The following is a 26,805-nucleotide window of genomic DNA, read 5'->3' on the forward strand; positions in this document are numbered from 1 at the left end:
ATGCCTTCGATTCGACTGGCTGATTTAGCACAGCAGTTGGATGCACAATTGTACGGTGATGGCGATATCGTCATCACCGGCATTGCTTCTATGCATTCTGCCCAGGTTGGCCAAATCACGTTCTTATCAAACAGCCGTTATCAAGAGCAGCTTGCCCTCTGTCAGGCAAGTGCTGTTGTCTTGACCTCGGGCGATTTACCGCACTGCCGTTCCGCAGCACTGGTTGTTAAAAACCCTTATCTGACCTATGCGCGTATGGCGCAATTGATGGACACCACGCCAGCTCCTGCTGCGGATATTGCACCGAGTGCGGTGATTTCTCCAGCGGCCTTGCTGGGGGACAATGTTGCCGTTGGTGCGAATGCGGTTATTGAGTCTGGTGCCGAACTTGGCGATAACGTGGTTATTGGCCCAGGTTGTTTTATCGGTAAAAACGCACGCATTGGCGCAGGTACACGTTTGTGGGCGAATGTTACGATTTATCATGAAGTTGAAATTGGTCAGCGTTGCCTGATCCAGTCTGGCACGGTAATCGGTGCGGATGGTTTCGGCTATGCTAACGAACGTGGCGAATGGATCAAAATCCCACAGTTGGGTACGGTGATCATCGGTGATCGTGTTGAAATCGGTGCTTGTACCACCATCGATCGCGGTGCGCTGGATAACACTCTGATTGGGAATGGTGTTATCATTGATAACCAGTGCCAGATTGCACATAACGTGGTGATTGGCGAAAATACTGCCGTTGCTGGTGGTGTGATTATGGCTGGTAGCCTGAAAATCGGTCGCTATTGCCAGATCGGCGGAGCCAGCGTGATTAATGGTCACATGGAGATTGCCGACAAAGTGGTTGTTACCGGGATGGGAATGGTTATGCGACCAATCACTGAACCTGGGGTATACTCCTCTGGCATTCCGTTACAGCCCAATAAAGTTTGGCGTAAAACGGCTGCGTTGGTGATGAATATTGACGAGATCAGCAAGCGCTTAAAGGCTGTTGAGCGGAAAATCGGAAAAGACGATACCCAATAGATTGCGTGTGGTAGCGCGGTGGTAACACAGTGTAGCTTACCGATTGCTTGCCTTATTGGGTACAAAACGAAACGCGTTGGCCATAAGGCCAAAAGCGCAAAGAGTTGTTAATTTGCGGCCTGCCTGATGATCTCCTTTTGGGGTCAACGCAGGCCGTGTTGTTAATGTCATCAGTTTTTAGAGACAGGAAGAGTATTTTGACTACTGACACTCATACTCTGGATATTGCAGAAATTTTGGAACTGCTTCCCCACCGGTACCCATTCTTGCTGGTTGACCGTGTACTGGAGTTCGAAGAGCACAAATATCTGCGAGCGGTGAAAAACGTCTCTGTTAATGAGCCGTTTTTCCAGGGGCATTTCCCTGGTAAGCCAATTTTCCCAGGCGTGTTGATTCTGGAAGCGATGGCGCAGGCTACCGGTATTCTGGCATTCAAGAGCGTGGGTAAGCTGGAGCCGGGGGAACTGTATTATTTTGCTGGCATTGATGAGGCTCGTTTTAAACGCCCTGTAGTGCCTGGCGACCAGATGATCATGGAAGTCACTTTCGAAAAAACCCGCCGTGGCCTGACGCGTTTTAAAGGTGTGGCGACCGTTGACGGAAAAATTGTCTGCGAAGCAACCATGATGTGTGCCCGCAGCCGGGAGGCATGATCCGTGATTGATAAAACCGCCTTTATCCATCCGAGCTCCATCGTTGAAGAAGGTGCCGTGATCGGTGCTGCGGCGCACATCGGCCCTTTCTGTTACATCGGTTCCCAGGTGGAAATCGGTGCGGGTACGGTATTGAAATCCCATGTGGTGGTGAATGGGATCACCAAGATTGGTTGTGACAACCAAATTTATCAGTTCGCTTCTGTCGGCGAGGCGAATCAGGATCTGAAATATGCAGGTGAACCAACACGTGTTGAGATTGGCGATCGCAACCGCATTCGTGAAAGCGTAACCATTCACCGCGGTACTGCACAGGGTTCAGGTGTGACCAGGGTGGGTAATGATAATCTGCTGATGGTCAACGTACACATTGCTCATGATTGCATTGTTGGCAATTCCTGTGTACTGGCCAACAATGCAACGCTGGCTGGCCATGTGGAGATTGATGATCATGCCATTATCGGTGGGATGACAGCTATTCATCAATTCTGCGTGATCGGCGCGCATGTCATGGTTGGCGGTTGTTCTGGCGTGGCGCAGGATGTCCCTCCTTTTGTTATTGCGCAAGGTAATCATGCAACGCCGTTCGGTGTTAACGTAGTCGGGCTGAAACGCCGCGGTTTCAATAAGGATGAAATGCAGGCAATTCGTAATGCCTATAAAATCCTTTACCGCAGCGAGAAAACGTTAGAAGAAGCGAAGATAGAGATCGAAGCCTTGGTACAGCAGCAGCCTGTGGTGCAATCGTTCCTTGATTTCTTTAGCCGTTCCACCCGTGGGATTATTCGCTGATTTATGCCAAATCGTCCATTGACTATTGGGCTGGTTGCCGGAGAAACCTCTGGTGATATCCTGGGTGCCGGATTAATTCGTGCGCTCAAGGTGCAGCATCCTGAAGCACGCTTTGTTGGTGTGGCTGGCCCATTGATGCAGGCTGAAGGGTGTGAAGCCTGGTTTGAGATGGAAGAACTGGCGGTAATGGGAGTGGTGGAGGTTCTTGAGCGTTTACCACGCCTGTTGAAGATTCGCCGGGAACTGACGCGTCGGTTCACTGAGCTTGCACCTGACGTATTTGTCGGCATTGATGCACCAGACTTCAACATCACGTTGGAAGGCCGCCTGAAAAAGCGTGGTATCCGTACTATTCACTATGTCAGCCCATCAGTTTGGGCCTGGCGTCAAAAGCGAGTTTTCAAAATTGGTCAAGCGACTGACTTAGTGTTGGCGTTTCTCCCTTTCGAAAAGGCGTTTTACGATCGTTTCAACGTTCCCTGCCGTTTTATTGGCCATACCATGGCCGATGCGATGCCGTTACAGCCAGATAAACTGGCCGCGCGTGCTGCGTTGGGAATTGCTTCTGATGCACATTGCCTGGCACTGTTGCCCGGTAGCCGTAGTGCTGAAGTGGAAATGTTGAGCGGTGATTTCCTCAAAACGGCCCAGTTATTACGTACTCATTATCCAGATCTGGAAGTGGTGGTGCCGTTGGTGAATGCCAAACGGCGCGAACAATTTGAACGTATTAAGGCCGAAGTGGCGCCGGAGTTAACGGTACATCTGCTGGATGGTAAAGGGCGTGAAGCCATGATCGCCAGTGATGCAGCGTTGTTGGCTTCGGGTACTGCTGCGCTGGAATGCATGCTGGCGAAATGCCCGATGGTAGTTGGCTACCGCATGAAACCTTTTACATTCTGGTTGGCAGAGCGGTTGGTGAAAACGCCCTATGTTTCGCTGCCGAATCTGTTAGCAGGGCGTGAAATCATTACCGAACTGCTACAGCATGATTGCGTACCCGCCAAGCTGGCTGCGGCCTTGTTGCCGTTGCTGGAAGACAGCCCGCAATCCGAACAGTTGAAACAGACCTTCCTTGAATTGCACCAGAGTATCCGCTGTGGTGCCGATGAACAGGCCGCTCAGGCGGTGTTGGAGTTGGCAGAAGCATGATCGAACCTTTTGTTTATCCCGTAGCTACGTGGATCGCTGGTGTGGACGAAGTAGGGCGCGGCCCGTTGGTGGGGGCTGTGGTGACTGCCGCCGTGATCCTCGATCCGGCACGGCCAATCATTGGTTTGGCAGACTCAAAAAAACTCAGCGAGAAACGCCGTGTGGCGCTGTATGAAGAAATCGTTGAAAAAGCGCTGGCTTGGAGCCTGGGGCGGGCTGAGCCGGAAGAAATTGATCAACTGAATATCTTGCATGCCACGATGTTGGCGATGCAGCGTGCGGTTGCTGGGTTGTCTCTTACGCCCGATCTGGTGTTAATCGACGGTAATCGTTGCCCTGAGTTACCAATGCGCTCGCAGGCGGTAGTCAAGGGCGACAGCCGAGTGGCGGAAATCAGTGCTGCTTCGATTCTGGCAAAAGTGACGCGCGACCGCGAAATGAGCGAACTGGATCGGGTATTCCCTGATTATGGTTTTGCCCAGCATAAAGGCTACCCAACCGCTCTCCATTTGGAAAAACTGGCAACATTGGGGGCTACACAGCATCATCGCCGCAGTTTTGCGCCAGTGAGACGGGTACTGGAGTTGTAGTACCCTCAAAGATAAAAGTGTTAACCCTGGCCCAGTAAGCTGAGCCACTACACCTTGGTATCTGGATATGGCCGAACCTCGTTTTATTCACCTGCGCGTTCATAGTGACTACTCCATGATTGATGGATTAGCCAAGATCGGCCCATTGGTGAAAAGAGCCGCTGCGCTTGCCATGCCCGCTTTGGCGATCACTGATTTCACCAATATGTGTGGTTTGGTGAAGTTTTACGGTAGTGCACATGGTGCCGGGATCAAACCGATTATCGGTGCGGATTTTTATGTGCAGAGTGATGTACTGGGCGATGAGCTGGCGCACCTTACCGTGCTGGCGGCCAATAATGCAGGCTATCAAAACCTGACGCTGCTGATTTCGCATGCCTACCAGCGTGGTTACGGTGCTGCTGGGCCGGTAATTGATCGTGATTGGTTGATTGAGCACCGTGAAGGGCTGATCCTGCTTTCGGGTGCGCGGATGGGGGATGTTGGTAAATTCCTGTTGCGTGGCAATCAGGTGCAGGTTGATCAATGCCTGGCGTTTTATCAGGAACATTTCCCCGACAGCTACTATCTGGAGCTGATCCGTACTGGTCGCCCAGACGAAGAGAACTATCTGCATGCTGTCGTGGCGCTGGCAACTGAGCGTGGTCTGCCGGTGGTGGCCACTAATGACGTGCGTTTTTTGGTGGAGGATGAATTCGACGCCCATGAAATCCGTGTGGCTATCCACGATGGTTTTACGCTTGACGATCCTAAACGCCCACGTAATTACACCTCACAGCAGTTTATGCGCAGCGAAGATGAGATGTGTGAGCTGTTTGCTGATATTCCAGAAGCTTTGCTCAATAGCGTCGAGATCGCCAAGCGCTGTAATGTCACCATTCGCCTTGGTGAATACTTCCTGCCGCAGTTTCCTACCGGTGAAATGACCACCGAAGATTTTCTGGTTATGAAGTCCAAAGAGGGATTGGAAGAACGCCTTGAGTTCCTGTTCCCAGACCCGGAAGTGCGTGCTCAGCGCCGCCCGGAATACGATAAGCGTCTGGATGTTGAACTACGCGTGATCAACCAGATGGGCTTTCCTGGTTACTTCCTGATCGTGATGGAATTTATTCAGTGGTCAAAGGACAACAATGTGCCGGTGGGGCCGGGGCGTGGTTCTGGGGCCGGTTCGTTGGTGGCCTATGCGCTGAAAATCACCGATCTAGACCCGCTGGAATTTGACCTGCTGTTCGAACGTTTTCTGAACCCGGAACGGGTGTCGATGCCTGACTTTGACGTCGATTTCTGCATGGAAAAACGCGATTTGGTGATCGACCACGTCGCGGATATGTACGGCCGTGAAGCGGTATCGCAGATTATCACCTTTGGTACGATGGCGGCGAAGGCGGTGATCCGTGATGTGGGGCGCGTATTGGGCCATCCCTATGGTTTTGTTGACCGCATCTCCAAGCTGGTGCCGCCCGATCCGGGGATGACGCTGGAAAAAGCCTTTGCTGCGGAACCGCAGCTGCCGGAGATATACGAGGCTGATGAAGAGGTCAGGGCGCTGATCGATATGGCGCGTAAATTAGAAGGAGTGACGCGCAACGCCGGTAAACATGCGGGTGGGGTGGTGATTGCGCCAACTAAAATCACCGATTTCGCGCCGTTGTATTGTGATGCTGAAGGTAATCACCCGGTTACCCAATTCGATAAGAACGATGTGGAATACGCCGGGCTGGTGAAATTCGACTTCCTTGGCCTGCGTACTCTGACCATCATCGACTGGGCCTTGGAGATGATCAATGCTCGCCGCGCCAAGACTGGGCTGGAGCCGATTGATATCGCCGCGATCCCGCTTGATGACAAACCAAGCTTCGACATGCTGCAACGTTCGGAAACCACGGCAGTATTCCAGCTTGAATCGCGTGGCATGAAAGATCTGATCAAACGCCTGAGGCCTGACTGTTTCGAGGATATGATCGCACTGGTGGCCCTGTTCCGCCCTGGCCCATTGCAATCGGGCATGGTGGATAACTTCATTGACCGTAAACATGGGCGCGAAGAGATTTCTTACCCGGACATCCAGTGGCAGCATGAATCACTGAAACCGGTGCTGGAGCCGACGTATGGCATCATCCTGTACCAGGAACAGGTGATGCAGATTGCTCAGGTATTGGCAGGCTATACATTGGGTGGGGCAGACATGCTGCGCCGTGCGATGGGGAAAAAGAACCCGGTCGAAATGGCCAAACAGCGCGGTGGGTTTGAAGATGGGGCCAAAGCACGCGGTGTCGATGGGGAACTGTCGGTAAAAATTTTTGATTTGGTAGAAAAATTCGCTGGTTATGGCTTCAATAAATCGCACTCTGCCGCTTATGCCTTGGTGTCATATCAGACGCTGTGGCTGAAAGCCCACTATCCTGCCGAGTTTATGGCGGCGGTAATGACCGCTGATATGGATAACACCGACAAAGTGGTCGGGCTGGTAGATGAATGCTGGCGTATGGGGCTGAAAATCTTGCCGCCGGACATCAACAGCGGGCAATACCATTTCCATGTTAACGGCGAAGGTGAAATCGTTTACGGCATCGGTGCGATTAAAGGGGTAGGGGAAGGGCCGATTGAGGCAATTATTGAAGCACGCAACAGTGGTGAACAAGGGTATTTCAAAGATTTGTTCGACCTGTGCGCGCGCTCTGATATCAAAAAGCTGAACCGCCGGATTCTGGAAAAACTGATCATGTCTGGGGCATTTGATCGCTTGGGCCCACACCGTGCCGCGCTGATGAATTCGTTAGGCGATGCGTTGAAAGCGGCCGATCAACATGCCAAAGCGGAAGCGACTGGCCAGGCTGATATGTTTGGCGTATTGGCGGAAGCGCCGGAGCAGGTGGAGCAATCTTATGCTAATGTACCCCCGTGGCAGGAACAGGTGGTGCTGGATGGCGAACGTGAAACGTTAGGGTTATACCTTACTGGTCATCCGATTACCCAGTACCTGAAAGAAATTGAACGTTACGCTGGTGACCAGCGTTTGAAAGATATGCATCCAACGGAGCGGGGTAAGATGACAACCGCCGTCGGGCTGGTGGTTGCCGCTCGGGTTATGGTCACCAAACGGGGTAACCGTATCGGCGTTTGTACGCTGGATGACCGTTCTGGCCGTCTAGAGGTTATGTTATTCACCGAGGCGCTGGAAAAATATCAGCATTTGTTGGAAAAAGACCGTATCCTGATTGCCACTGGACAGGTCAGCTTTGATGACTTCAGCGGTGGGCTTAAAATGATGGTCCGCGAACTGATGGATATCAGTGAAGCCCGTGAAAAATACGCCCGTGGGCTTGCTATCTCGCTGACGGACAGGCAAATTGATGACCAGCTTTTGAACCGTCTCCGTCAGGCGTTGGAACCTCATCGCTCGGGGACGATTCCAGTGCATCTCTACTATCAACGGGAAGATGCGCGAGCCAGGCTGCGTTTTGGCGCAACCTGGCGCGTGACGCCGACCGACCGCTTGTTGATAGATTTGCGGACCTTGGTAGGTAATGAGCAGGTGGAACTGGAATTTGACTAAAATAGGAATGCTATGAGTCTGAGTTTTCTTGATTTTGAACAGCCGATTGCAGAGCTGGAAGCGAAAATTGACTCGCTGACTGCAGTTAACCGTCAAGACGAAAAATTAGATATTAATCTGGACGAAGAGGTTCAGCGCTTGCGTGAAAAGAGCGTTGAGCTGACGCGCAAAATTTTTTCCGATCTTGGGGCTTGGCAGATTGCCCAATTGGCACGCCACCCGCGCCGCCCTTATACACTGGATTATATCGAACACATCTTTACCGACTTTGAAGAACTGGCTGGCGATCGTGCTTATGCCGATGATAAAGCCATCGTCGGGGGGATTGCACGGCTGGATGGCCGCCCGGTGATGGTGATTGGTCACCAGAAAGGGCGCGAAACCAAAGAGAAAATCCGCCGCAACTTCGGTATGCCCGCACCAGAAGGTTATCGCAAGGCATTGCGCCTGATGGAAATGGCTTCCCGTTTCAAACTACCACTGATTACCTTCATTGATACCCCTGGCGCTTATCCGGGGGTGGGAGCGGAAGAACGTGGCCAATCAGAAGCGATTGCTCGTAATCTGCGTGAAATGTCCCGCCTGAATATTCCGGTGATTTGCACCGTGATCGGTGAAGGGGGCTCAGGTGGTGCGTTGGCTATTGGCGTTGGCGATAAAGTGAATATGCTGCAATACAGCACCTACTCGGTTATTTCACCGGAAGGTTGTGCTTCCATTCTGTGGAAAAGTGCTGACAAAGCGCCGATTGCCGCAGAAGCAATGGGGATCACCGCCCCGCGCCTGAAAGAATTGAAACTGATTGATACTGTGATCCCAGAGCCACTAGGGTCTGCACATCGCGATGTATCGGCAATGGCGGCTTCATTGAAAGCGCAACTGTTGGCCGATCTGGCCGATCTGGATGGTTTGAACAATGAGGAACTGCTCAACCGTCGTTATCAGCGCTTGATGAACTACGGTTATTGTTGAGAGTGTCCGTATCATAAGAAACCGCCGTCGGGCGGTTTTTTTATGCCTACTATTCTGATACAACGGTTTTTGACGCAGACAAAACCGCAACGTGAAAGACGAAGAGTATAAAAGGAGTATGTCCATGCTGGCATTACGGCAGATCCATCATATTGCAGTGATCGGTTCTGATTACCTTACCAGTAAACATTTTTACTGCGATATTCTTGGCTTTACGCTGTTGGCGGAGGTTTATCGCGCAGAGCGCGGCTCTTGGAAAGCCGATTTGGCGCTGAACGGCCAGTATACCATTGAGCTGTTTTCCTTCCCGTCGCCTTCAGCTCGCCCTAGCAGACCAGAGGCCTGCGGTCTGCGCCATCTGGCATTTAGCGTGGACGATATTGATATCGCCATCGCCGAGCTACAAGCCGCAGGGGTGGTTTGTGAGCCAGTGCGTGTCGATCCTTATACTCAATCCCGCTTCACCTTCTTCAACGATCCTGATGGCTTACCGCTCGAATTATATGAACTGCAACGGGGTTAATACTTGCTTGATAAGAGAGGGCTGGTTAACGTGCAACTATGTGGACGTGACCAAGCACAATCAATGAATACCAATCAACTCCTTGCACAATTGGGTGACAAGCGCCAATTGTTAGTGGCATTTAGCGGCGGGCTGGATTCCAGTGTGCTGCTGCACTTGCTGGTGCAATTGCGCCAGTTACAGCCGGAACTCATTTTGCGTGCGGTGCATATTCATCATGGTTTGAGCCGTTTCGCCGATGAATGGGTGGTGCATTGTCAGCAACAGTGTGAAGCGTGGCAGGTGCCATTGATGGTGCATTATGTCCAGTTGGACAAACGTGCTGGGGGGCTAGAAGCAGCGGCGCGCGCAGCCCGTTATGCCGCATTCAGTGATACGTTGGCCGTGAATGAAACCTTGTTGACTGCACAACATCTTGACGATCAATGTGAAACCTTCCTGTTAGCCTTGAAACGCGGTAGCGGCCCGGCGGGGCTGTCGGCAATGGCGGCTGAGACTCAGTTGGGCAATCATGCGTTGTTGAGGCCGCTATTGGGGCATTCACGTCAGCAGTTGGAGGAGTATGCGCACCTGCACCACTTGTGTTGGATTGAGGATGACAGCAATCAAGACTCTCGATTTGATCGCAACTTCCTACGCTTGGATGTATTGCCGCTGCTGAATGAACGTTGGCCGCATTTTGCTTCGGCAACGGCGCGCAGCGCCAGCCTGTGTGCAGAACAGGAACAACTGCTGGATGAACTGTTGGCAGAGCAGTTAACGCTGTTGCTGAATAAGGAAAAATCATTGGCAATTGCTGGATTGCAAGCGTGTTCTCCAGCCCGGCGTTCTGCGCTGCTGCGCCGTTGGATTGCTTTGTTTGGGGTCGCTATGCCTGCGCGTGAGCAATTAACCAGGATATGGAACGAAGTGGCGAACTGCCGGGAAGACGCAGAACCTCAATTACAACTGGGTAATTATCAGATCCGCCGTTTCCGCCAGCGTTTATATCTGCTGCCGTTGATGGTTGATTTACATGCACTGCAATTACCTTGGGCACATCAGTCAGAGCTGGAATTGCCCGATGGGCTTGGTACGCTAATTGCCGGAGAAGGGGATAATCTGGTGCGCGTACCGCAGGCACATGAACGGGTTAGCGTGCGTTTTGCTGCCAAAGGCCGAGTACGTATCCTTGGTCGTACTGGTTCAAGGCATATCAAGAAGCTATGGCAAGAGTTGGGGGTTCCCCCTTGGCAGCGTGAGCGTATTCCATTGATTTACTATGATGAGCAATTGATTGCTGCTCTGGATGTTTTCGTTACTGAAGCAGGGCAGGTGCCGGTAGAAGAACGTCCGTGGCCACTGCGTTGGAAGAAAAATAATAACAATATCTCATAAGGAACAACCATGAAATCTATGAGCGTAATAGTAGTGGCAGGGTTATTGAGTTTTTCCGCTCTGGCGGCAGGGGATGCCGCAGTAGGCAAGAATAAATCGGTCAGCTGTGTGGCGTGCCATGGTGCCGCAGGCAAAGTCTCGATACCCATGTACCCGAACCTGGCCGGGCAAAATGCGATGTATTTGGAGCAGGCATTATTGTCTTATAAAAAAGGGGAGCGTTCTGGTGGGCAGGCGGAGGTGATGAGAGCCTATGTTTTGGCTTTGTCAGACACAGATATTGCCGATCTGGCGGCATACTATGCCAGTTTACAGCCATAAATGACGAGGGCAGCCGTTGGGCTGCCCTGTGGGGATGGCGTTACCGAAGTTATCAGTCGGAAAGACTCACAACAACGGTACCAATTTCAGGATGACTAAAGCTGCTGATGTGGTCCAGACGCACGTCACGCTGAGTACCGTTTTGTTCGATAGTCAGATATTCAACGCGTTTTTTTTGCAGCAGATCGACCGCTTTGGCTTCGAGCACTTCTCCGTCGCGTAACTCCAGTTTCAGAGTCAGTTTATGCTGACAGGCGAGTTCCAGGTTGTCGTAGTCATCGCAATTGATGGGTTGATATTCATCATTCATCAACATAGTCGCTCACCAATAAGTTAGCGGCGGCAAATGCCGCCTGTTCCCTGACTGAGGACGGTAGTGCGCTATTCGCTGCAACAGCGTCCAATGCCTTTAAAACACATGTCAATGCATCAGGCACGTAGCCGAGATCTCCACTACCAATCTCGGCATAAAAACGGCGTACTAACTCACAGTATTGTTGCACAGTTTCCTCCCTTGAGAATCTCTGCATTATCGCCAACACAAGTTGCGATGAGGCACAGACACTTGGAGCTTTATACTATCTAGACGACTATAGCACAGGTGTGGGGGAGTTATTAGCACCTGTTATTGGCCCGCGTGCCTTGTTTCGGCTCCAGAAGCTGGCCGCGGACCAAGCTTATCAGTACACTGTGGCCTGCAAATAATGAGGTTACCCATGGCGCTGAAAGCAACAATTTATAAAGCCACGGTCAATATCGCAGATATGGATCGTCATTTTTATCATGACACAACGCTGACGTTAGCCCAGCATCCTTCAGAAACTGAACAACGTATGATGTTGCGCCTGCTGGCCTGGATTTGTCATGCCGATGAACGTTTGGTGTTCACCAAAGGCCTGAGTGCGGAAGATGAGCCAGAAATTTGGCAGCATAACGACCATAATGGGTTAGAGATGTGGATTGAGTTAGGGCTGCCGGATGAAAAACGCCTTAAAAAAGCCTGCAATCAATCTCCTCGGGTGGTGTTGTATGCTTATGGTGAGCGGGCAGGGCATGTTTGGTGGCAGTCTATGCAGAGTAAAGTGATAAACTATAAAAATCTCAGCATCCGTTTTCTTGATGATGAACAATTATCCCGTCTGGCTGCGTTGGCCAGCCGTAATATGACGTTACAGGCCACGTTGCAGGAAGGTACGATCTGGCTTTCTGATGATGAGAATAGTCTGGAAATTCAATTTGCCGAATGGCAACGAGCACGGGTGTAACCGGTGCTGGAACTGTCAAGAAACCTAGCAATACCGGATAGCGAGATAGAATTGACGGCAATCCGTGCCCAAGGCGCGGGTGGTCAGCATGTAAATAAAGCCTCAACGGCCATTCACTTGCGCTTTGACATTCGAGCATCTAGCCTGCCAGAGTATTATAAAGAACGGTTGTTGGCGCTTAATCATCATTTAGTCACCGCTGATGGTGTGGTCATTATTAAAGCGCAAGAGTATCGCAGCCAAGAGTTAAATCGTGAAGCGGCACTGGCTCGGTTGATGGTATTGCTCCAACAGGCGATGGTGGTTGAGAAAACGCGCAGGGCCACGAAACCCAGCAAAGGTGCAAAACTACGCCGTCTTGAAAGTAAGGTGCGTAAAGGGATCACCAAAGCGCTACGCGGCAAGGTTCGCCCTTAAGAAATACTATCTGGCACCAGGCTGTGGGTATAAATGGAACACAGCAGGAGAATAACTGTGAAGAAAATAGCAATCGCCCTGTTTTTAGCGGCTGGAGGTATTTCGCTACTGGGTTGTAATAATCAATACCAACCAAAAGAACAACCACTTCAACCAATGCAGCAGAGCTATCAGGGTGTATTGCCTTGTGCCGACTGCGATGGGCTGGAGACCGCTCTATTTTTAGATAAAGATGGCAGCTTTATTTTACAAGAAACGTATCGCGGGGCCAAAGAAGGGGATAGAACCTTTGCCAGCTATGGGCAGTGGGCGCGTACGGCCGATAAGCTGGTGCTAACCGAAAACAGCGGTGAAAAGCGTTACTTCCGCCCAGTCGGTAAAAATCTGCAAATGCTGGATCAAAGTGGGGCACCGATTATATCCAAGCTTAACTACACCCTATCTCCAATAGCGCAATCGTTGCCAGAAACGCCGATGCTATTGAGAGGGTTTTATACTTACTTTGCAGATGCGGCGATATTCAAAGATTGTGTGACGGGAAAAACGTTCCCGGTAGCCAATAATATTGAGTTAGAACAAGGTTATATAAAAGCACGCAGTGCTCCGGGTGAACCGGTATTCCTGATGCTTAATGGTCATTTCAGCGTGCAGCCGTCAATGGAAGAAGGGCAAATGGAGAAGGCACTGATTCCTGAAGCGGGTGGAAAAATCATTTTCGATAACAATAAAAATTGCAGCAGCCATTGATAGCGAAAGATTCAGCGGCAGAATGTGATTGATATTGCAGGACAGAGTCCCTGTTTTTATTGATGGGGCTCTCAATGGTGAATAACAAAATCCCTTAGTGGCGAGTTCAAAGTGTGTCACGGTTTGCTTGAAGCGTGGGGGGAGTTTCCTGCGGGTTATTCCTCACCAAAGCACGAGAGCGTAAGTAGATACCCGGTTTGATATGCCCGATATAAGCCAGCGCCTGATTGGGTGCCAGTGTTGCCACATCCCCTTCCCGCATATGCAGTAAATCACCAGGGCTGACCCAGCCAGATGAGGCCAGAGTAAGAGGGTGACCGGCATGCTCAAAGGCGGCCAGAACAAACTGTGAGCAGAAATAACTCGATTCATTGCTGGTTGGTGTGCTGAGCTGAGCAGCAGCTAATCCTTGTACACATTGCTGACGGAAATCCTTTGAGAAAGGATTCAGTGAGCAAAGTTGCTTGGTCACCATAAAGGGCATCATCTCGATAATCCCCTGATAATTATAGCGGCTACCGGCCTTTTGTTGCGCGAAGTGGCGAATCTGTTCTGCCTGATTTGAGGTCAGGTTAGGCATGCGTAAAGCAAAGAGTTTGTCGCTATGGGCTAACACGGCTTCCAAACTAACAATTTGCACACCATCACCTACTGCCTCGGCGACTTGGCCGTTACCAATATAGATAGCGACATGGCTGACGGAAGAAGCACTAAACAGACGTATTCCCAATGAAGTCAGGCCAATCGTTGAGGAAAAAAGCAGATCGCCATCCTGTAAGGCTGTTTCATCAACTTCCCGAAAGGTGTTCTGTGGCGCAGAACTGAGGGCTTGAAACTGAATATCCACAGGAAGGAGAACGGGATGTTTCTCTTTTTCGGATAATGCAATATCCATAGTGCAGCCCATCAGAAAAATAGGCAGCAATGCAAACAAGCGCGTAATCGAAATGGAGGATAACGGCATTTTTTAATCCTTTAAATAAACGGCGTCCTTAGCAAAACACCCTGCGAAACAGGGTGTTCCTTATACCGTATTGAATATATCAGCGTTTGATTTGAGCCAGCAGGAAATCAACGATTTCGTCGGTTTTAATCATCTGCTTTTCGCCAACCCGGCGGTTTTTGTATTCAATTTCTTCACTGTCAAGGTTACGATCGCCGATCACGATGGAATGAGGCACGCCGATCAGTTCCATATCGGCAAACATCACCCCAGGGCGCTCCTTGCGGTCATCAAGAATAACGTCAATACCGTGAGAACGCAGAATGTTGTAAAGCTCCTCAGCCAGCGCCTGCACGCGGAATGATTTGTGCATGTTCATGGGCAGAATGGCAACCTGGAAGGGTGCAATCGCGTCTGGCCAGACAATGCCACGATCATCGTGGTTCTGCTCAATGGCTGCTGCTACCACGCGAGTCACCCCAATACCGTAGCACCCCATCGTCAGTATCTGATTACGGCCATCTTCGCCTTGTACGGTGGCTTTCATCGCTTCTGAATATTTAGTGCCTAACTGGAAGATATGGCCTACTTCGATACCGCGTTTGATCAGCAGAGTCCCTTTACCATCCGGGCTGGCATCGCCTTCAACGACGTTACGAAGGTCAGCAACCTGCGGCAACGGCAGATCGCGTTCCCAGTTAATACCGAAGTAGTGTTTACCATCGATATTGGCCCCGGCACCAAAATCGCTCATTGCCGCTACGCTGCGATCGATGATCACAGGCATCGGCAGTTTGATCGGGCCAAGAGAACCAGGGCCAGCACCCACCACAGCACGGATTTCTTCGTCAGTGGCGAAGGTTAATGGCGTAGCTACCTGCGGCAGTTTCTCGGCTTTGATTTCATTCAGTTCGTGATCGCCACGTACCAGCAAGGCAACCAGCTTGTGGCCGCTCTCTTCGGCAGCACGCACCAGCAGGGTTTTCAGCGTTTTTTCAACCGGCAGTTGGAATTGCTCTACCAGCTCGGCGATGGTTTTAGCGTTAGGGGTATCAATAATACGCAGTTCTTCCGTTGCCGCACCACGTGGTTGAGCTGGCGCGATGGCTTCTGCCAGCTCAATGTTGGCCGCGTAATCGGAGCCGGTGGAGAACACGATATCATCTTCGCCGCTGCTTGCCAGCACTTGGAATTCGTGTGATGCACTCCCCCCAATCGAGCCGGTATCGGCCAGCACCGGACGGAAGTCCAGCCCCATGCGGCTGAAAATCTTGCTGTAGGCGGTGTACATGGCGTCATAGGTCGCCTGTAGGGATTCCTGTGTCGTATGGAATGAATAGGCATCTTTCATCAGGAATTCACGAGAACGCATAACGCCGAAACGCGGGCGAACTTCGTCACGGAATTTTGTCTGAATTTGGAAGAAATTCAACGGCAATTGCTTGTAAGAACTGATTTCATTGCGAATCAGATCGGTAATGACTTCTTCATGCGTCGGGCCGAGAACGAAAGGACGATCGCCGCGATCAACAAAACGCAGCAATTCAGGGCCATACTGTTCCCAACGGCCACTCTCCTGCCACAAGTCCGCAGGTTGGACGACTGGCATGGAAACTTCGATCGCGTTGGCATTGTTCATTTCTTCACGAACGATGTTTTCAACCTTCTTCAGAACCCGCAGGCCCGTTGGCAACCAGGTATAAAGACCAGAGGCCAGCTTGCGAATCATTCCGGCGCGCAGCATCAACTGGTGACTGATCACTTCGGCATCGGCAGGTGTCTCCTTCAACGTGGAGAGCAAATATTGGCTAGTACGCATGATGTTTTGGTTCCGTTAGAACTGCAAATTGCATCGGGCTACCAGGAGTGGCAGCCAAAATTTTCAAAAGTGGCTTAGTTTACCAGCGCAGGGCGGTTGTCAAAAGAGAGACGGTGGAATTTTAACGGGTGTCGAGTGACAGCACTTCAGTTTGAGCATTGACAACCCGCCAGCGCACGTTGAACTCCAATAACCAGACCGCATATTCCCGTTCTGCCGTTTCCTCTTTGCGGTAGGCTGGCCGAGGGTCTTGCGCCAATACCTGACTGATAAAACGGCGTAAATTAGGATAGCGCTGCAAATGCTGCTGCAATTGTTGCTCTGCCTGAGCAGAGAAATAGACCGGCATATCACCAACAGGGGCATTTTGTGCGAACCCGGCACGGGCTTGAGGATGGCTTTCGGCAAACGGCAGATAAGGCTTGATATCAATCACCGGCGTACCGTCAACCAGATCGAGGCTACCTAACTCTAGCACCACTTCACTGCCTTGGATTTTGACGCCTTTCAGCTCAATCAGTGACATACCGAGCGGGTTAGGGCGGAAGGTCGAACGGGTGGCGAAAACCCCCATACGAGCATTGCCACCCAGCCGTGGTGGCCTGACCGTCGGCCTCCAGCCCCCCTCCATGGTTTGATGGAAGACGAACATCACCCACAGATGGCTGAATTCGCTGAGGCCACGTACCGCCTCTGCCTGATTATAAGGCGGCAATAACACCAATTCCCCACCGCCGTCTTCGACTAACCCCGGTTGACGGGGAACCGCGAATTTTTCTTTATACGGTGAACGGATAATACCGATCTGATTAAAAACGAACTCGGTCATTTGGCCGAAACGTTAAGCGCAGAACCTTGGCAAATGGCCTGTTGATAACAACCAGCAACGCCCCTGATAATCTGGCAGTCATGCAGCAAAACGGCATTGGCCTTCATTGAGGAAGCGCGGTTTTGCATACGTTTGCGGGCCGTTGCCAGATTCGGAGGGGGGGCCTGAATGGACATTTGGCAGGATGAGCCGGAAACTTCACCCAGATCGCGGAAAGGTTTACCCAGTAATTCTTCTGCATTTTTGTACAGCCTGACGGGTGCTGGACGTGCTGCTGGCACCGATTTTGCCGGTGCGGTTGCTACCGGTGTGCTAGTGCTGTTTGTTGTGGATGGTGCTTTGTGCTGCGTAGAACATCCGGCCAGCAAAAGCGCTAACAAACAGAGAGGTAGAACACGCATTGAGATTCCTCTGTCTTTTGTATAAACGTGGCGTTATTGAAACAATCTCTGACCAAAATAACAAGACGGGCCGGAGCCCGTCTTGCAATTATAGGAATAAAATTAAGTATTGAACGATTACCAGCCTTTCACTGCGCCACCGTTGAAGATTTTATTTGCTGCGTCGTAAACTTCGTCAGACTGATAAGCCTGGACGAATTTCTTCACGTTTTCCGCATCCTTGTTATCTTCACGAGCAACGATGATGTTGACATAAGGTGATTCTTTATCTTCAACAAACAGGCCATCTTTGGCCGGCGTCAAACCAATCTGGCTGGCGTAAGTGGTATTGATGATGGCCAGTGCAATCTGCTGATCGTCCAATGAACGTGGCAATTGTGGGGCTTCCAGTTCTACCAGCTTGAGGTTTTTCGGGTTTTCGATCACATCCAGTACGGTAGGCAGCAGGCCAACACCGTCTTTCAGTTTAATCAGACCTTGTTTCTCCAGCAGTAACAGTGAACGCCCCAGGTTGGTTGGGTCGTTAGGCAGTGCAATTTGCGCCCCCTCTGTCAGCTCATCCAGGGATTTGATCTTTTTGGAATAGCCAGCGATGGGGTAAACAAAGGAATTACCGACCGGAACCAGTTTATAACCACGATCTTTGATTTGTTGATCCAGATAGGGTTTATGCTGGAAAGCATTCAGATCGATATCGCCTTTGCTCAACGCTTCGTTTGGTAAGACATAATCGTTGAATGTCACCAGTTCAACATCCAGACCATATTTTTCTTTAGCAACTTTTTGCGCAACTTCAGCGACTTGTTGTTCAGCACCGACAATAACGCCCACTTTGATATGATTCGGATCTTTTTCGTCCTGGCCACAACCGCTTAGAGCCAGAGTGCCGATCAATGCGCCGATTACTGCGATGGATTTAAATTTTAACGACATATCCTTTCCTCATTAGACTCGCATATGAAATACGCTTTACCCTTCATTTTCCAAGCCACAACCTGAAATCTGTTGGATTGATGTGAGCGCGTTGCTGTAAAAACTATTTATGAGTAACGGCCTTAACAATACGGTCGCCACAGAACTGAATCAGGTAGACCAAAACGACCAGTAATATTAATACCGTATTCATGACAGTCGCGTTATAACCAATATAACCATACTGATAACCAATTTGACCTAAACCCCCAGCGCCCACTGCACCGCCCATCGCGGAATAACCTACCAAGGTAATCAGCGTGATAGTAGCCGCATTCACCAAACCGGGGAGCGCTTCTGGCAACAGCACTTTCTTGATGATTTGCATTGGCGTGGCTCCCATTGCGCGGGCGGCTTCTATCAAGCCAGATGGGATTTCCAACAGAGCGTTTTCCACCATGCGGGCAATAAAGGGCGCTGCACCAACGGTCAGTGGCACGATGGCAGCCTGCAAGCCGATAGAGGTGCCAACGATCATACGGGTGAAAGGAATCATCCATACCAATAAGATAATAAAGGGGATGGAACGGAAAATATTCACTAACGTAGATGTTACTCGATAGTTAGTAAACAAGAGGCGAAAAATAAAAGCATAAGCTTTATTGCGCGTATTGACTTGTAATAGCGCTCCTTTGCTAAACATATTTTTGTTGTCAATAACCGACTGTCCTGGCCGTGAAATGTAGAGCGATACGCCTATCGGCAGACCCAGTACAAAGCCGAAAAAGCCGGAGACAAAGGTCATCGTGATAGTTTCCCAAATCCCACGCGCCATTAACCATATCATTGCCTCAGACATAACCCAGAACCTCTACTTTTACCTGATTTTCCTGTAGGAATTGAATTGTTGCCAGTGCATCCTCGTCAGAACCATGCAACTCAGCCAGCATTACGCCGAATTTAACACCACCAGCGTAGTCCATCTGCGCGCTGATAATGTTGTTATTCACGTTAAAGCGGCGAGCGGCTTCTGATAACAAAGGAGCATCAACAGATTGACCGGTGAATTCCAAGCGCAACAGCGGCTGGCGCCCGCTGGTGCGATCCTGCACCAGGCGTGTGGCATAATCATCTGGGATATCCAGATGCAGTGTGGATTGAATAAACTGTTGTGCTAAAGGTGTTTTGGGGTGGGAAAATACTTCACCGACGCTGCCTTTTTCAATCAGTTGCCCTTGGCTGATAACAGCAACCTGATCGCAAATGCGTTTTACAACGTCCATCTCATGCGTAATCAACAGAATGGTCAAACCCAAGCGGCGGTTAATATCCTTCAGTAACTCCAGGATGGAACGCGTTGTGGCTGGGTCGAGTGCGCTGGTGGCTTCGTCACACAACAGCACTTTAGGGTTGCTGGCCAAGGCACGCGCAATTGCCACCCGTTGTTTCTGGCCACCTGATAAATTAGCCGGATAAGCATCATATTTATCTGATAAACCGACCAGTTCGAGTAGCTCAGCCACGCGTTTTTTGATTTCTGCACGTGGTGTGTTGTCCAATTCTAGCGGTAGCGAGACGTTACCAAAGACCGTGCGTGAAGAGAGTAGATTAAAGTGCTGGAAAATCATGCCAATCTGACGGCGCGCGTGTGTTAACTCGCTTTCCGATAAGGAAGTCAGATCCTGGCCATCCACCAAAACGGTGCCGGATGTTGGACGTTCAAGCATGTTGGCGCAGCGGATCAGTGTACTCTTACCGGCGCCAGAGGCACCGATAACGCCATAAATTTGCCCGGCAGGGACGTGAAGGGTCACGTCAGAAAGTGCACTTATGGTGCGTGATCCCTGCTGAAATACTTTGGTGATGTTCGAAAGTTTAATCATATTCTTCTTATTTTAGCGTGGTTGCCCGTGGCTAGATAAAAGTAAACCTCGGCTGGAGCCAAGGTGTAGCTCAGATGTTAAGGCGTCTAGACGTCTAAGTCAACGCTAACGCTGTTCTTCAGCGTTCTCAGACTGTGGTAAAACATGCGATACTGTGTGCGTTTTCAGCCCTTCAGGAGCAAACCGGTGACACAACGCGTTCCAGCAATTTTCTTAGATCGTGACGGTACGATTAATGTAGATCATGGATATGTCCATGAAATAGACGACTTCCAATTTATTGATGGTGTAATTGATGCATGCCGTGAGCTGAAAAATATGGGCTTTGCGCTGGTGCTAGTCACCAACCAGTCAGGTATCGCCCGTGGTAAATTCAGCGAAGATCAGTTCATGCGGTTGACCGAATGGATGGACTGGTCGCTGGCCGATCGTGATGTCGATCTGGATGGCATTTACTTCTGCCCACATCACCCGGAAGCAGTAATAGAAGAATATCGTCAAACATGTGATTGTCGCAAACCGCAGCCGGGTATGTTGCTGCAGGCGCAAAAAGAGCTGAATATCGATCTGGCGGCTTCTTATATGGTTGGCGATAAAATCGAAGATATGCAGGCTGCTACCGCAGCGGGCATAGGCACTAAAGTCCTGGTACGAACCGGTAAACCCGTTACGGCAGAAGGCGAAAAAACGGCGGATTGGGTACTGAACAGCCTGCAAGAACTGCCGGGAGCGATTAAAAATCGGGTTTCATTGTGTGCGAATAATGAACGATCAGAATAAAAGTGAATATTATCCCTTGTTATTCTGAATCCGCTCCCTATAATGCGCCTCCATCGACACGGAGCCTGCGAATACCATCACAGAGTCTCTGAAGGTCACAGAGAAAAAACCTGCAAATTAAGGTTGACTCTGAAAGAGGAAAGCGTAATATACGCCACCTCGAGTTAGCAAGCGAAAGCGCGTAACTCACTGCTCTTTAACAATTTATCAGACAATCTGTGTGGGCACTCACAAGACGATATCCAGCCACTTCGGTGGCAAAAAATATCAAGTCTTGAAGAGTGACCAAGCAGTAATTCATTTAAGTGAATTATTACAAACGTTAGTTTTCGAGCATCGCTGCACGTGTTGCAGCACATCAAGCTTTTAATTGAAGAGTTTGATCATGGCTCAGATTGAACGCTGGCGGCAGGCCTAACACATGCAAGTCGAGCGGCAGCGGGAAGTAGCTTGCTACTTTGCCGGCGAGCGGCGGACGGGTGAGTAATGTCTGGGAAACTGCCCGATGGAGGGGGATAACTACTGGAAACGGTAGCTAATACCGCATGACGTCTACGGACCAAAGTGGGGGACCTTCGGGCCTCACGCCATCGGATGTGCCCAGATGGGATTAGCTAGTAGGTGGGGTAATGGCTCACCTAGGCGACGATCCCTAGCTGGTCTGAGAGGATGACCAGCCACACTGGGACTGAGACACGGCCCAGACTCCTACGGGAGGCAGCAGTGGGGAATATTGCACAATGGGCGCAAGCCTGATGCAGCCATGCCGCGTGTGTGAAGAAGGCCTTAGGGTTGTAAAGCACTTTCAGTGGGGAGGAAGGGTACAGTGTGAATAGCGCTGTGCATTGACGTTACCCACAGAAGAAGCACCGGCTAACTCCGTGCCAGCAGCCGCGGTAATACGGAGGGTGCAAGCGTTAATCGGAATTACTGGGCGTAAAGCGCACGCAGGCGGTCTGTGAAGTCGGATGTGAAATCCCCGGGCTTAACCTGGGAACTGCATCCGAAACTGGCAGGCTAGAGTCTTGTAGAGGGGGGTAGAATTCCAGGTGTAGCGGTGAAATGCGTAGAGATCTGGAGGAATACCGGTGGCGAAGGCGGCCCCCTGGACAGAGACTGACGCTCAGGTGCGAAAGCGTGGGGAGCAAACAGGATTAGATACCCTGGTAGTCCACGCTGTAAACGATGTCGACTTGGAGGTTGTGCCCTTGAGGCGTGGCTTCCGGAGCTAACGCGTTAAGTCGACCGCCTGGGGAGTACGGCCGCAAGGTTAAAACTCAAATGAATTGACGGGGGCCCGCACAAGCGGTGGAGCATGTGGTTTAATTCGATGCAACGCGAAGAACCTTACCTACTCTTGACATCCACGGAACTTGCCAGAGATGGCTTGGTGCCTTCGGGAACCGTGAGACAGGTGCTGCATGGCTGTCGTCAGCTCGTGTTGTGAAATGTTGGGTTAAGTCCCGCAACGAGCGCAACCCTTATCCTTTGTTGCCAGCGGTTAGGCCGGGAACTCAAAGGAGACTGCCAGTGATAAACTGGAGGAAGGTGGGGATGACGTCAAGTCATCATGGCCCTTACGAGTAGGGCTACACACGTGCTACAATGGCGTATACAAAGAGAAGCTACCCTGCGAAGGCATGCGGACCTCATAAAGTACGTCGTAGTCCGGATTGGAGTCTGCAACTCGACTCCATGAAGTCGGAATCGCTAGTAATCGTAGATCAGAATGCTACGGTGAATACGTTCCCGGGCCTTGTACACACCGCCCGTCACACCATGGGAGTGGGTTGCAAAAGAAGTAGGTAGCTTAACCTTCGGGAGGGCGCTTACCACTTTGTGATTCATGACTGGGGTGAAGTCGTAACAAGGTAACCGTAGGGGAACCTGCGGTTGGATCACCTCCTTACCGAATGATATTGATTGCGTGAGTGTTCACAACAGATTGTCTGATGAAAAGTAACGAGCAGAAAACCCTTTATAGGCTTGTAGCTCAGGTGGTTAGAGCGCACCCCTGATAAGGGTGAGGTCGGTGGTTCAAGTCCACTCAGGCCTACCAAATTTGTACTTATGCTGCGTTATGCGCGTGGTCGTTTACCGAAAGTGAACGTCCCTTTCGCATGCCTTGCCTGAGTAACGATTGACTCTTGGTTGAGTTGGTACCCATAAAGGTTTTTGCACGTGACGTATGGGGCTATAGCTCAGCTGGGAGAGCGCCTGCCTTGCACGCAGGAGGTCAGCGGTTCGATCCCGCTTAGCTCCACCATAACGTCCTTGATGATACTTCAGAGTGTACTGGCAACAGTATACTGCGACGTATTTTGCTCTTTAACAATCTGGAACAAGCTGAAAATTGAAACCTGACAGCTGAAACTTATCCCACCGTAGAGTTATGGGGATAAGGAGTACCCTGTCAGAGAGTCTCTCAAATGTTTACAGCACGATGTGTTCTCTGTTTACAGAAGACACCTTCGGGTTGTGAGGTTAAGTGACTAAGCGTACACGGTGGATGCCTAGGCAGTCAGAGGCGATGAAGGGCGTGCTAATCTGCGAAAAGTGCCGGTAAGGTGATATGAACCGCAATAACCGGCAATACCCGAATGGGGAAACCCAGTGTGTTTCGACACACTATCATGACATGAATCCATAGTGTCATGAGGCGAACCGGGGGAACTGAAACATCTCAGTACCCCGAGGAAAAGAAATCAACCGAGATTCCCCCAGTAGCGGCGAGCGAACGGGGAAAAGCCCAGAACCTGAATCAGCCTGTGTGTTAGTGGAAGCGTCTGGAAAGTCGCGCAGTAAAGGGTGATAGCCCCGTACACCAAAATGCACAGGTTGTGAGTTCGATGAGTAGGGCGGGACACGTGACATCCTGTCTGAATATGGGGGGACCATCCTCCAAGGCTAAATACTCCTGACTGACCGATAGTGAACCAGTACCGTGAGGGAAAGGCGAAAAGAACCCCGGCGAGGGGAGTGAAACAGAACCTGAAACCGTGTACGTACAAGCAGTGGGAGCCTCTTAATGGGGTGACTGCGTACCTTTTGTATAATGGGTCAGCGACTTATATTTTGTAGCAAGGTTAACCGAATAGGGGAGCCGTAGGGAAACCGAGTCTTAACTGGGCGTCTAGTTGCAAGGTATAGACCCGAAACCCGGTGATCTAGCCATGGGCAGGTTGAAGGTTGGGTAACACTAACTGGAGGACCGAACCGACTAATGTTGAAAAATTAGCGGATGACTTGTGGCTGGGGGTGAAAGGCCAATCAAACCGGGAGATAGCTGGTTCTCCCCGAAAGCTATTTAGGTAGCGCCTCGTGAACTCATCTTCGGGGGTAGAGCACTGTTTCGGCTAGGGGGCCATCCCGGCTTACCAACCCGATGCAAACTCCGAATACCGAAGAATGTTATCACGGGAGACACACGGCGGGTGCTAACGTCCGTCGTGAAGAGGGAAACAACCCAGACCGCCAGCTAAGGTCCCAAAGTCATGGTTAAGTGGGAAACGATGTGGGAAGGCACAGACAGCCAGGATGTTGGCTTAGAAGCAGCCATCATTTAAAGAAAGCGTAATAGCTCACTGGTCGAGTCGGCCTGCGCGGAAGATGTAACGGGGCTAAACCATGCACCGAAGCTGCGGCAGCGACGCTTAGGCGTTGTTGGGTAGGGGAGCGTTCTGTAAGCCGTTGAAGGTGGTCTGTGAGGGCTGCTGGAGGTATCAGAAGTGCGAATGCTGACATAAGTAACGATAAAGCGGGTGAAAAACCCGCTCGCCGGAAGACCAAGGGTTCCTGTCCAACGTTAATCGGGGCAGGGTGAGTCGACCCCTAAGGCGAGGCTGAAAAGCGTAGTCGATGGGAAACGGGTTAATATTCCCGTACTCGGTGTTACTGCGAAGGGGGGACGGAGAAGGCTAGGCTGGCCGGGCGACGGTTGTCCCGGTTTAAGCGTGTAGGGGGAGAGAATTGGTAAATCCGTTCTCTTATTCAACCCTGAGGCGTGATGACGAGTCACTACGGTGGCGAAGTGGTTGATGCCAAGCTTCCAGGAAAAGCCTCTAAGCTCCAGGTAACACAGAATCGTACCCCAAACCGACACAGGTGGTCAGGTAGAGAATACCCAGGCGCTTGAGAGAACTCGGGTGAAGGAACTAGGCAAAATGGTGCCGTAACTTCGGGAGAAGGCACGCTGGCACGTAGGTGAAGGGACTTGCTCCTGGAGCTGAAGCCAGTCGCAGATACCAGCTGGCTGCAACTGTTTATTAAAAACACAGCACTGTGCAAACACGAAAGTGGACGTATACGGTGTGACGCCTGCCCGGTGCTGGAAGGTTAATTGATGGGGTTAGCCGCAAGGCGAAGCTCTTGATCGAAGCCCCAGTAAACGGCGGCCGTAACTATAACGGTCCTAAGGTAGCGAAATTCCTTGTCGGGTAAGTTCCGACCTGCACGAATGGCGTAATGATGGCCAGGCTGTCTCCACCCGAGACTCAGTGAAATTGAACTCGCTGTGAAGATGCAGTGTACCCGCGGCAAGACGGAAAGACCCCGTGAACCTTTACTATAGCTTGACACTGAACATTGAGCCTTGATGTGTAGGATAGGTGGGAGGCAGTGAAGTGTGGACGCCAGTCTGCATGGAGCCAACCTTGAAATACCACCCTTTAATGTTTGATGTTCTAACTTTGCCCCGTAACCCGGGGTGAGGACAGTGTCTGGTGGGTAGTTTGACTGGGGCGGTCTCCTCCCAAAGCGTAACGGAGGAGCACGAAGGTTAGCTAATCACGGTCGGACATCGTGAGGTTAGTGCAAAGGCATAAGCTAGCTTGACTGCGAGAGTGACGGCTCGAGCAGGTACGAAAGTAGGTCTTAGTGATCCGGTGGTTCTGAATGGAAGGGCCATCGCTCAACGGATAAAAGGTACTCCGGGGATAACAGGCTGATACCGCCCAAGAGTTCATATCGACGGCGGTGTTTGGCACCTCGATGTCGGCTCATCACATCCTGGGGCTGAAGTAGGTCCCAAGGGTATGGCTGTTCGCCATTTAAAGTGGTACGCGAGCTGGGTTTAGAACGTCGTGAGACAGTTCGGTCCCTATCTGCCGTGGGCGTTGGAAGATTGAGAGGGGTTGCTCCTAGTACGAGAGGACCGGAGTGAACGCACCGCTGGTGTTCGGGTTGTCATGCCAATGGCACTGCCCGGTAGCTAAGTGCGGAAGAGATAAGTGCTGAAAGCATCTAAGCACGAAACTCGCCTCGAGATGAGTCTTCCCTGGTCCCTTGAGGACCCTAAAGGAACGTTTAAGACGAAGACGTAGATAGGCTGGGTGTGTAAGTGCAGCGATGCATTGAGCTAACCAGTACTAATGAACCGTGAGGCTTAACCTTACAACACCGAAGGTGTTTTGGTGAGAGACAGAGAGTAGTGAGTTTTAATATTCAGCGATGTTCCCGGATTGGATTGACTGGCTGCATGCAAGTGAAGCGGGTTGATTAAATGGAATTTGCCTGGCGGCAATAGCGCGGTGGTCCCACCTGACCCCATGCCGAACTCAGAAGTGAAACGCCGTAGCGCCGATGGTAGTGTGGGGTCTCCCCATGCGAGAGTAGGACACTGCCAGGCATCAAACAAGTGGAAAGCCCCATGCGAAAGCATGGGGCTTTTTGCTGTGTGCTAAAAACAACGTTGGGCACATTAGTAGCGTGCAAAGGTGATAAATGCTGTAAGCGAGTACCGTCTTCCTAGCCGTCCCCTCTGGCGATGAAACATTTTCACCTTCTTATTGTGAGAATATCCTGTTTCGTTACAGACAAAAAAACCCGGCATTGCCGGGCTGT

The 26,805-nt window shown here is 50.9% G+C and carries 23 protein-coding genes, 2 tRNA genes and 3 rRNA genes; 19 read left to right on the top strand and 9 right to left on the bottom strand.

All coding sequences use genetic code 11. From position 1 onward, the window contains the following. The 10 genes from lpxD to Z042_RS09970 all read left to right on the top strand — a co-directional run bounded on the left by lpxD (position 1) and on the right by Z042_RS09970 (position 10,968). Positions 1-1,032 (top strand): UDP-3-O-(3-hydroxymyristoyl)glucosamine N-acyltransferase, encoded by a 1,032-nt coding sequence (gene lpxD / locus Z042_RS09925; RefSeq protein WP_024910163.1) that lies wholly within the window; start codon positions 1-3, stop codon positions 1,030-1,032. Between the two features lie 197 nt (positions 1,033-1,229). After that, a complete protein-coding gene (gene fabZ, locus Z042_RS09930; protein ID WP_015673553.1) occupies positions 1,230-1,685 on the top strand; it encodes a 3-hydroxyacyl-ACP dehydratase FabZ in 456 nt (151 codons plus the stop codon). Positions 1,686-1,688: 3 nt separating this feature from the next. Beyond that, positions 1,689-2,477: an acyl-ACP--UDP-N-acetylglucosamine O-acyltransferase gene (lpxA, locus tag Z042_RS09935; RefSeq protein WP_024910164.1), complete on the top strand. Its 789-nt coding sequence runs from the start codon at positions 1,689-1,691 to the stop codon at positions 2,475-2,477. Positions 2,478-2,480: 3 nt separating this feature from the next. Then, positions 2,481-3,629: a lipid-A-disaccharide synthase gene (lpxB, locus tag Z042_RS09940; RefSeq protein ID WP_024910165.1), complete on the top strand. Its 1,149-nt coding sequence runs from the start codon at positions 2,481-2,483 to the stop codon at positions 3,627-3,629. Next, a complete protein-coding gene (gene rnhB / locus Z042_RS09945) occupies positions 3,626-4,219 on the top strand; it encodes a ribonuclease HII (protein ID WP_024910166.1) in 594 nt (197 codons plus the stop codon). The genes lpxB and rnhB overlap by 4 nt, the downstream gene beginning before the upstream one ends. Before the next feature lie 67 nt (positions 4,220-4,286). Beyond that, the gene (gene dnaE / locus Z042_RS09950; protein WP_024910167.1) at positions 4,287-7,775 is read left to right on the top strand and encodes a DNA polymerase III subunit alpha; all 3,489 of its coding nucleotides are present in this window, start codon (positions 4,287-4,289) and stop codon (positions 7,773-7,775) included. A 12-nt stretch (positions 7,776-7,787) separates the two neighbouring features. After that, positions 7,788-8,747: an acetyl-CoA carboxylase carboxyl transferase subunit alpha gene (gene accA, locus Z042_RS09955; RefSeq protein WP_024910168.1), complete on the top strand. Its 960-nt coding sequence runs from the start codon at positions 7,788-7,790 to the stop codon at positions 8,745-8,747. Between the two features lie 124 nt (positions 8,748-8,871). Then, on the top strand, positions 8,872-9,270 hold the full coding sequence (locus Z042_RS09960) for a VOC family protein (protein WP_024910169.1): 399 nt from the start codon (positions 8,872-8,874) through the stop codon (positions 9,268-9,270). A gap of 63 nt (positions 9,271-9,333) precedes the next feature. Beyond that, a complete protein-coding gene (gene tilS, locus Z042_RS09965; RefSeq protein WP_024910170.1) occupies positions 9,334-10,647 on the top strand; it encodes a tRNA lysidine(34) synthetase TilS in 1,314 nt (437 codons plus the stop codon). A gap of 9 nt (positions 10,648-10,656) precedes the next feature. Further along, a complete protein-coding gene (locus Z042_RS09970; RefSeq protein ID WP_024910171.1) occupies positions 10,657-10,968 on the top strand; it encodes a c-type cytochrome in 312 nt (103 codons plus the stop codon). Between the two features lie 52 nt (positions 10,969-11,020). Here the strand turns inward: Z042_RS09970 and rof are convergent, their stop codons facing one another. Both rof and Z042_RS24960 read right to left on the bottom strand, forming a co-directional pair. After that, positions 11,021-11,284: a Rho-binding antiterminator gene (gene rof, locus Z042_RS09975; RefSeq protein ID WP_024910172.1), complete on the bottom strand. Its 264-nt coding sequence runs from the start codon at positions 11,282-11,284 to the stop codon at positions 11,021-11,023. After that, positions 11,271-11,471 carry a YaeP family protein gene (locus tag Z042_RS24960; protein WP_071882816.1) on the bottom strand — a complete coding sequence of 67 codons (201 nt, stop codon included), beginning with the start codon at positions 11,469-11,471 and terminating at the stop codon, positions 11,271-11,273. Before Z042_RS24960 ends, rof begins: the two co-directional genes overlap by 14 nt. Before the next feature lie 213 nt (positions 11,472-11,684). Here Z042_RS24960 and Z042_RS09980 point away from each other — a divergent pair, with 213 nt between their 5' ends. The 3 genes from Z042_RS09980 to nlpE are packed head-to-tail and all read left to right on the top strand — an operon-like array spanning position 11,685 to position 13,397. Continuing rightward, positions 11,685-12,233, top strand: coding sequence for a YaeQ family protein (locus Z042_RS09980; RefSeq protein ID WP_024910173.1), 549 nt, complete (start codon positions 11,685-11,687; stop codon positions 12,231-12,233). 3 nt (positions 12,234-12,236) lie between these two features. Then, complete coding sequence (gene arfB, locus Z042_RS09985) at positions 12,237-12,650, top strand: alternative ribosome rescue aminoacyl-tRNA hydrolase ArfB (RefSeq protein WP_024910174.1); 414 nt, start codon at positions 12,237-12,239, stop codon at positions 12,648-12,650. A 57-nt stretch (positions 12,651-12,707) separates the two neighbouring features. Beyond that, positions 12,708-13,397, top strand: coding sequence for an envelope stress response activation lipoprotein NlpE (gene nlpE, locus Z042_RS09990; RefSeq protein ID WP_024910175.1), 690 nt, complete (start codon positions 12,708-12,710; stop codon positions 13,395-13,397). Positions 13,398-13,503: 106 nt separating this feature from the next. Here nlpE and Z042_RS09995 read toward each other — a convergent pair whose 3' ends face one another. From Z042_RS09995 to metN, 7 genes are all read right to left on the bottom strand, one after another. Continuing rightward, positions 13,504-14,361, bottom strand: coding sequence for a YaeF family permuted papain-like enzyme (locus Z042_RS09995; RefSeq protein ID WP_081758380.1), 858 nt, complete (start codon positions 14,359-14,361; stop codon positions 13,504-13,506). A gap of 79 nt (positions 14,362-14,440) precedes the next feature. After that, positions 14,441-16,159 carry a proline--tRNA ligase gene (gene proS / locus Z042_RS10000; RefSeq protein WP_024910177.1) on the bottom strand — a complete coding sequence of 573 codons (1,719 nt, stop codon included), beginning with the start codon at positions 16,157-16,159 and terminating at the stop codon, positions 14,441-14,443. Between the two features lie 121 nt (positions 16,160-16,280). Further along, entirely contained in the window at positions 16,281-16,988 is a 708-nt protein-coding gene (tsaA, locus tag Z042_RS10005) for a tRNA (N6-threonylcarbamoyladenosine(37)-N6)-methyltransferase TrmO (RefSeq protein ID WP_024910178.1), read from the bottom strand. Then, a complete protein-coding gene (rcsF, locus tag Z042_RS10010) occupies positions 16,985-17,389 on the bottom strand; it encodes an Rcs stress response system protein RcsF (protein WP_024910179.1) in 405 nt (134 codons plus the stop codon). The genes tsaA and rcsF overlap by 4 nt, the downstream gene beginning before the upstream one ends. A gap of 117 nt (positions 17,390-17,506) precedes the next feature. After that, entirely contained in the window at positions 17,507-18,322 is an 816-nt protein-coding gene (locus tag Z042_RS10015; protein ID WP_024910180.1) for a MetQ/NlpA family lipoprotein, read from the bottom strand. Positions 18,323-18,425: 103 nt separating this feature from the next. Further along, positions 18,426-19,160 (bottom strand): methionine ABC transporter permease MetI, encoded by a 735-nt coding sequence (locus tag Z042_RS10020; RefSeq protein WP_024910181.1) that lies wholly within the window; start codon positions 19,158-19,160, stop codon positions 18,426-18,428. Further along, complete coding sequence (gene metN, locus Z042_RS10025) at positions 19,153-20,184, bottom strand: methionine ABC transporter ATP-binding protein MetN (RefSeq protein WP_024910182.1); 1,032 nt, start codon at positions 20,182-20,184, stop codon at positions 19,153-19,155. The genes Z042_RS10020 and metN overlap by 8 nt, the downstream gene beginning before the upstream one ends. Positions 20,185-20,370: 186 nt before the next feature. On the opposite strand from metN, the gene gmhB reads away from it, so the two are divergent. The 6 genes from gmhB to rrf all read left to right on the top strand — a co-directional run bounded on the left by gmhB (position 20,371) and on the right by rrf (position 26,590). Then, positions 20,371-20,964: a D-glycero-beta-D-manno-heptose 1,7-bisphosphate 7-phosphatase gene (gene gmhB / locus Z042_RS10030; RefSeq protein ID WP_024910183.1), complete on the top strand. Its 594-nt coding sequence runs from the start codon at positions 20,371-20,373 to the stop codon at positions 20,962-20,964. A gap of 367 nt (positions 20,965-21,331) precedes the next feature. Further along, a 16S ribosomal RNA gene (locus tag Z042_RS10035) occupies positions 21,332-22,873 on the top strand. 73 nt (positions 22,874-22,946) lie between these two features. Then, positions 22,947-23,023 (top strand) — tRNA-Ile (locus Z042_RS10040). Between the two features lie 131 nt (positions 23,024-23,154). Beyond that, a tRNA-Ala gene (locus tag Z042_RS10045) sits at positions 23,155-23,230 on the top strand. A 216-nt stretch (positions 23,231-23,446) separates the two neighbouring features. Next, a 23S ribosomal RNA gene (locus Z042_RS10050) occupies positions 23,447-26,355 on the top strand. 119 nt (positions 26,356-26,474) lie between these two features. Continuing rightward, a 5S ribosomal RNA gene (gene rrf, locus Z042_RS10055) occupies positions 26,475-26,590 on the top strand. The 16S, 23S and 5S rRNA genes sit together here with 2 tRNA genes alongside, the layout of an rRNA operon. Positions 26,591-26,805 lie beyond the last annotated feature (215 nt).

The sequence above is a fragment of the Chania multitudinisentens RB-25 genome (genome assembly GCF_000520015.2).
In the GTDB taxonomy this organism is placed as follows: Bacteria; Pseudomonadota; Gammaproteobacteria; order Enterobacterales; family Enterobacteriaceae; genus Chania; species Chania multitudinisentens.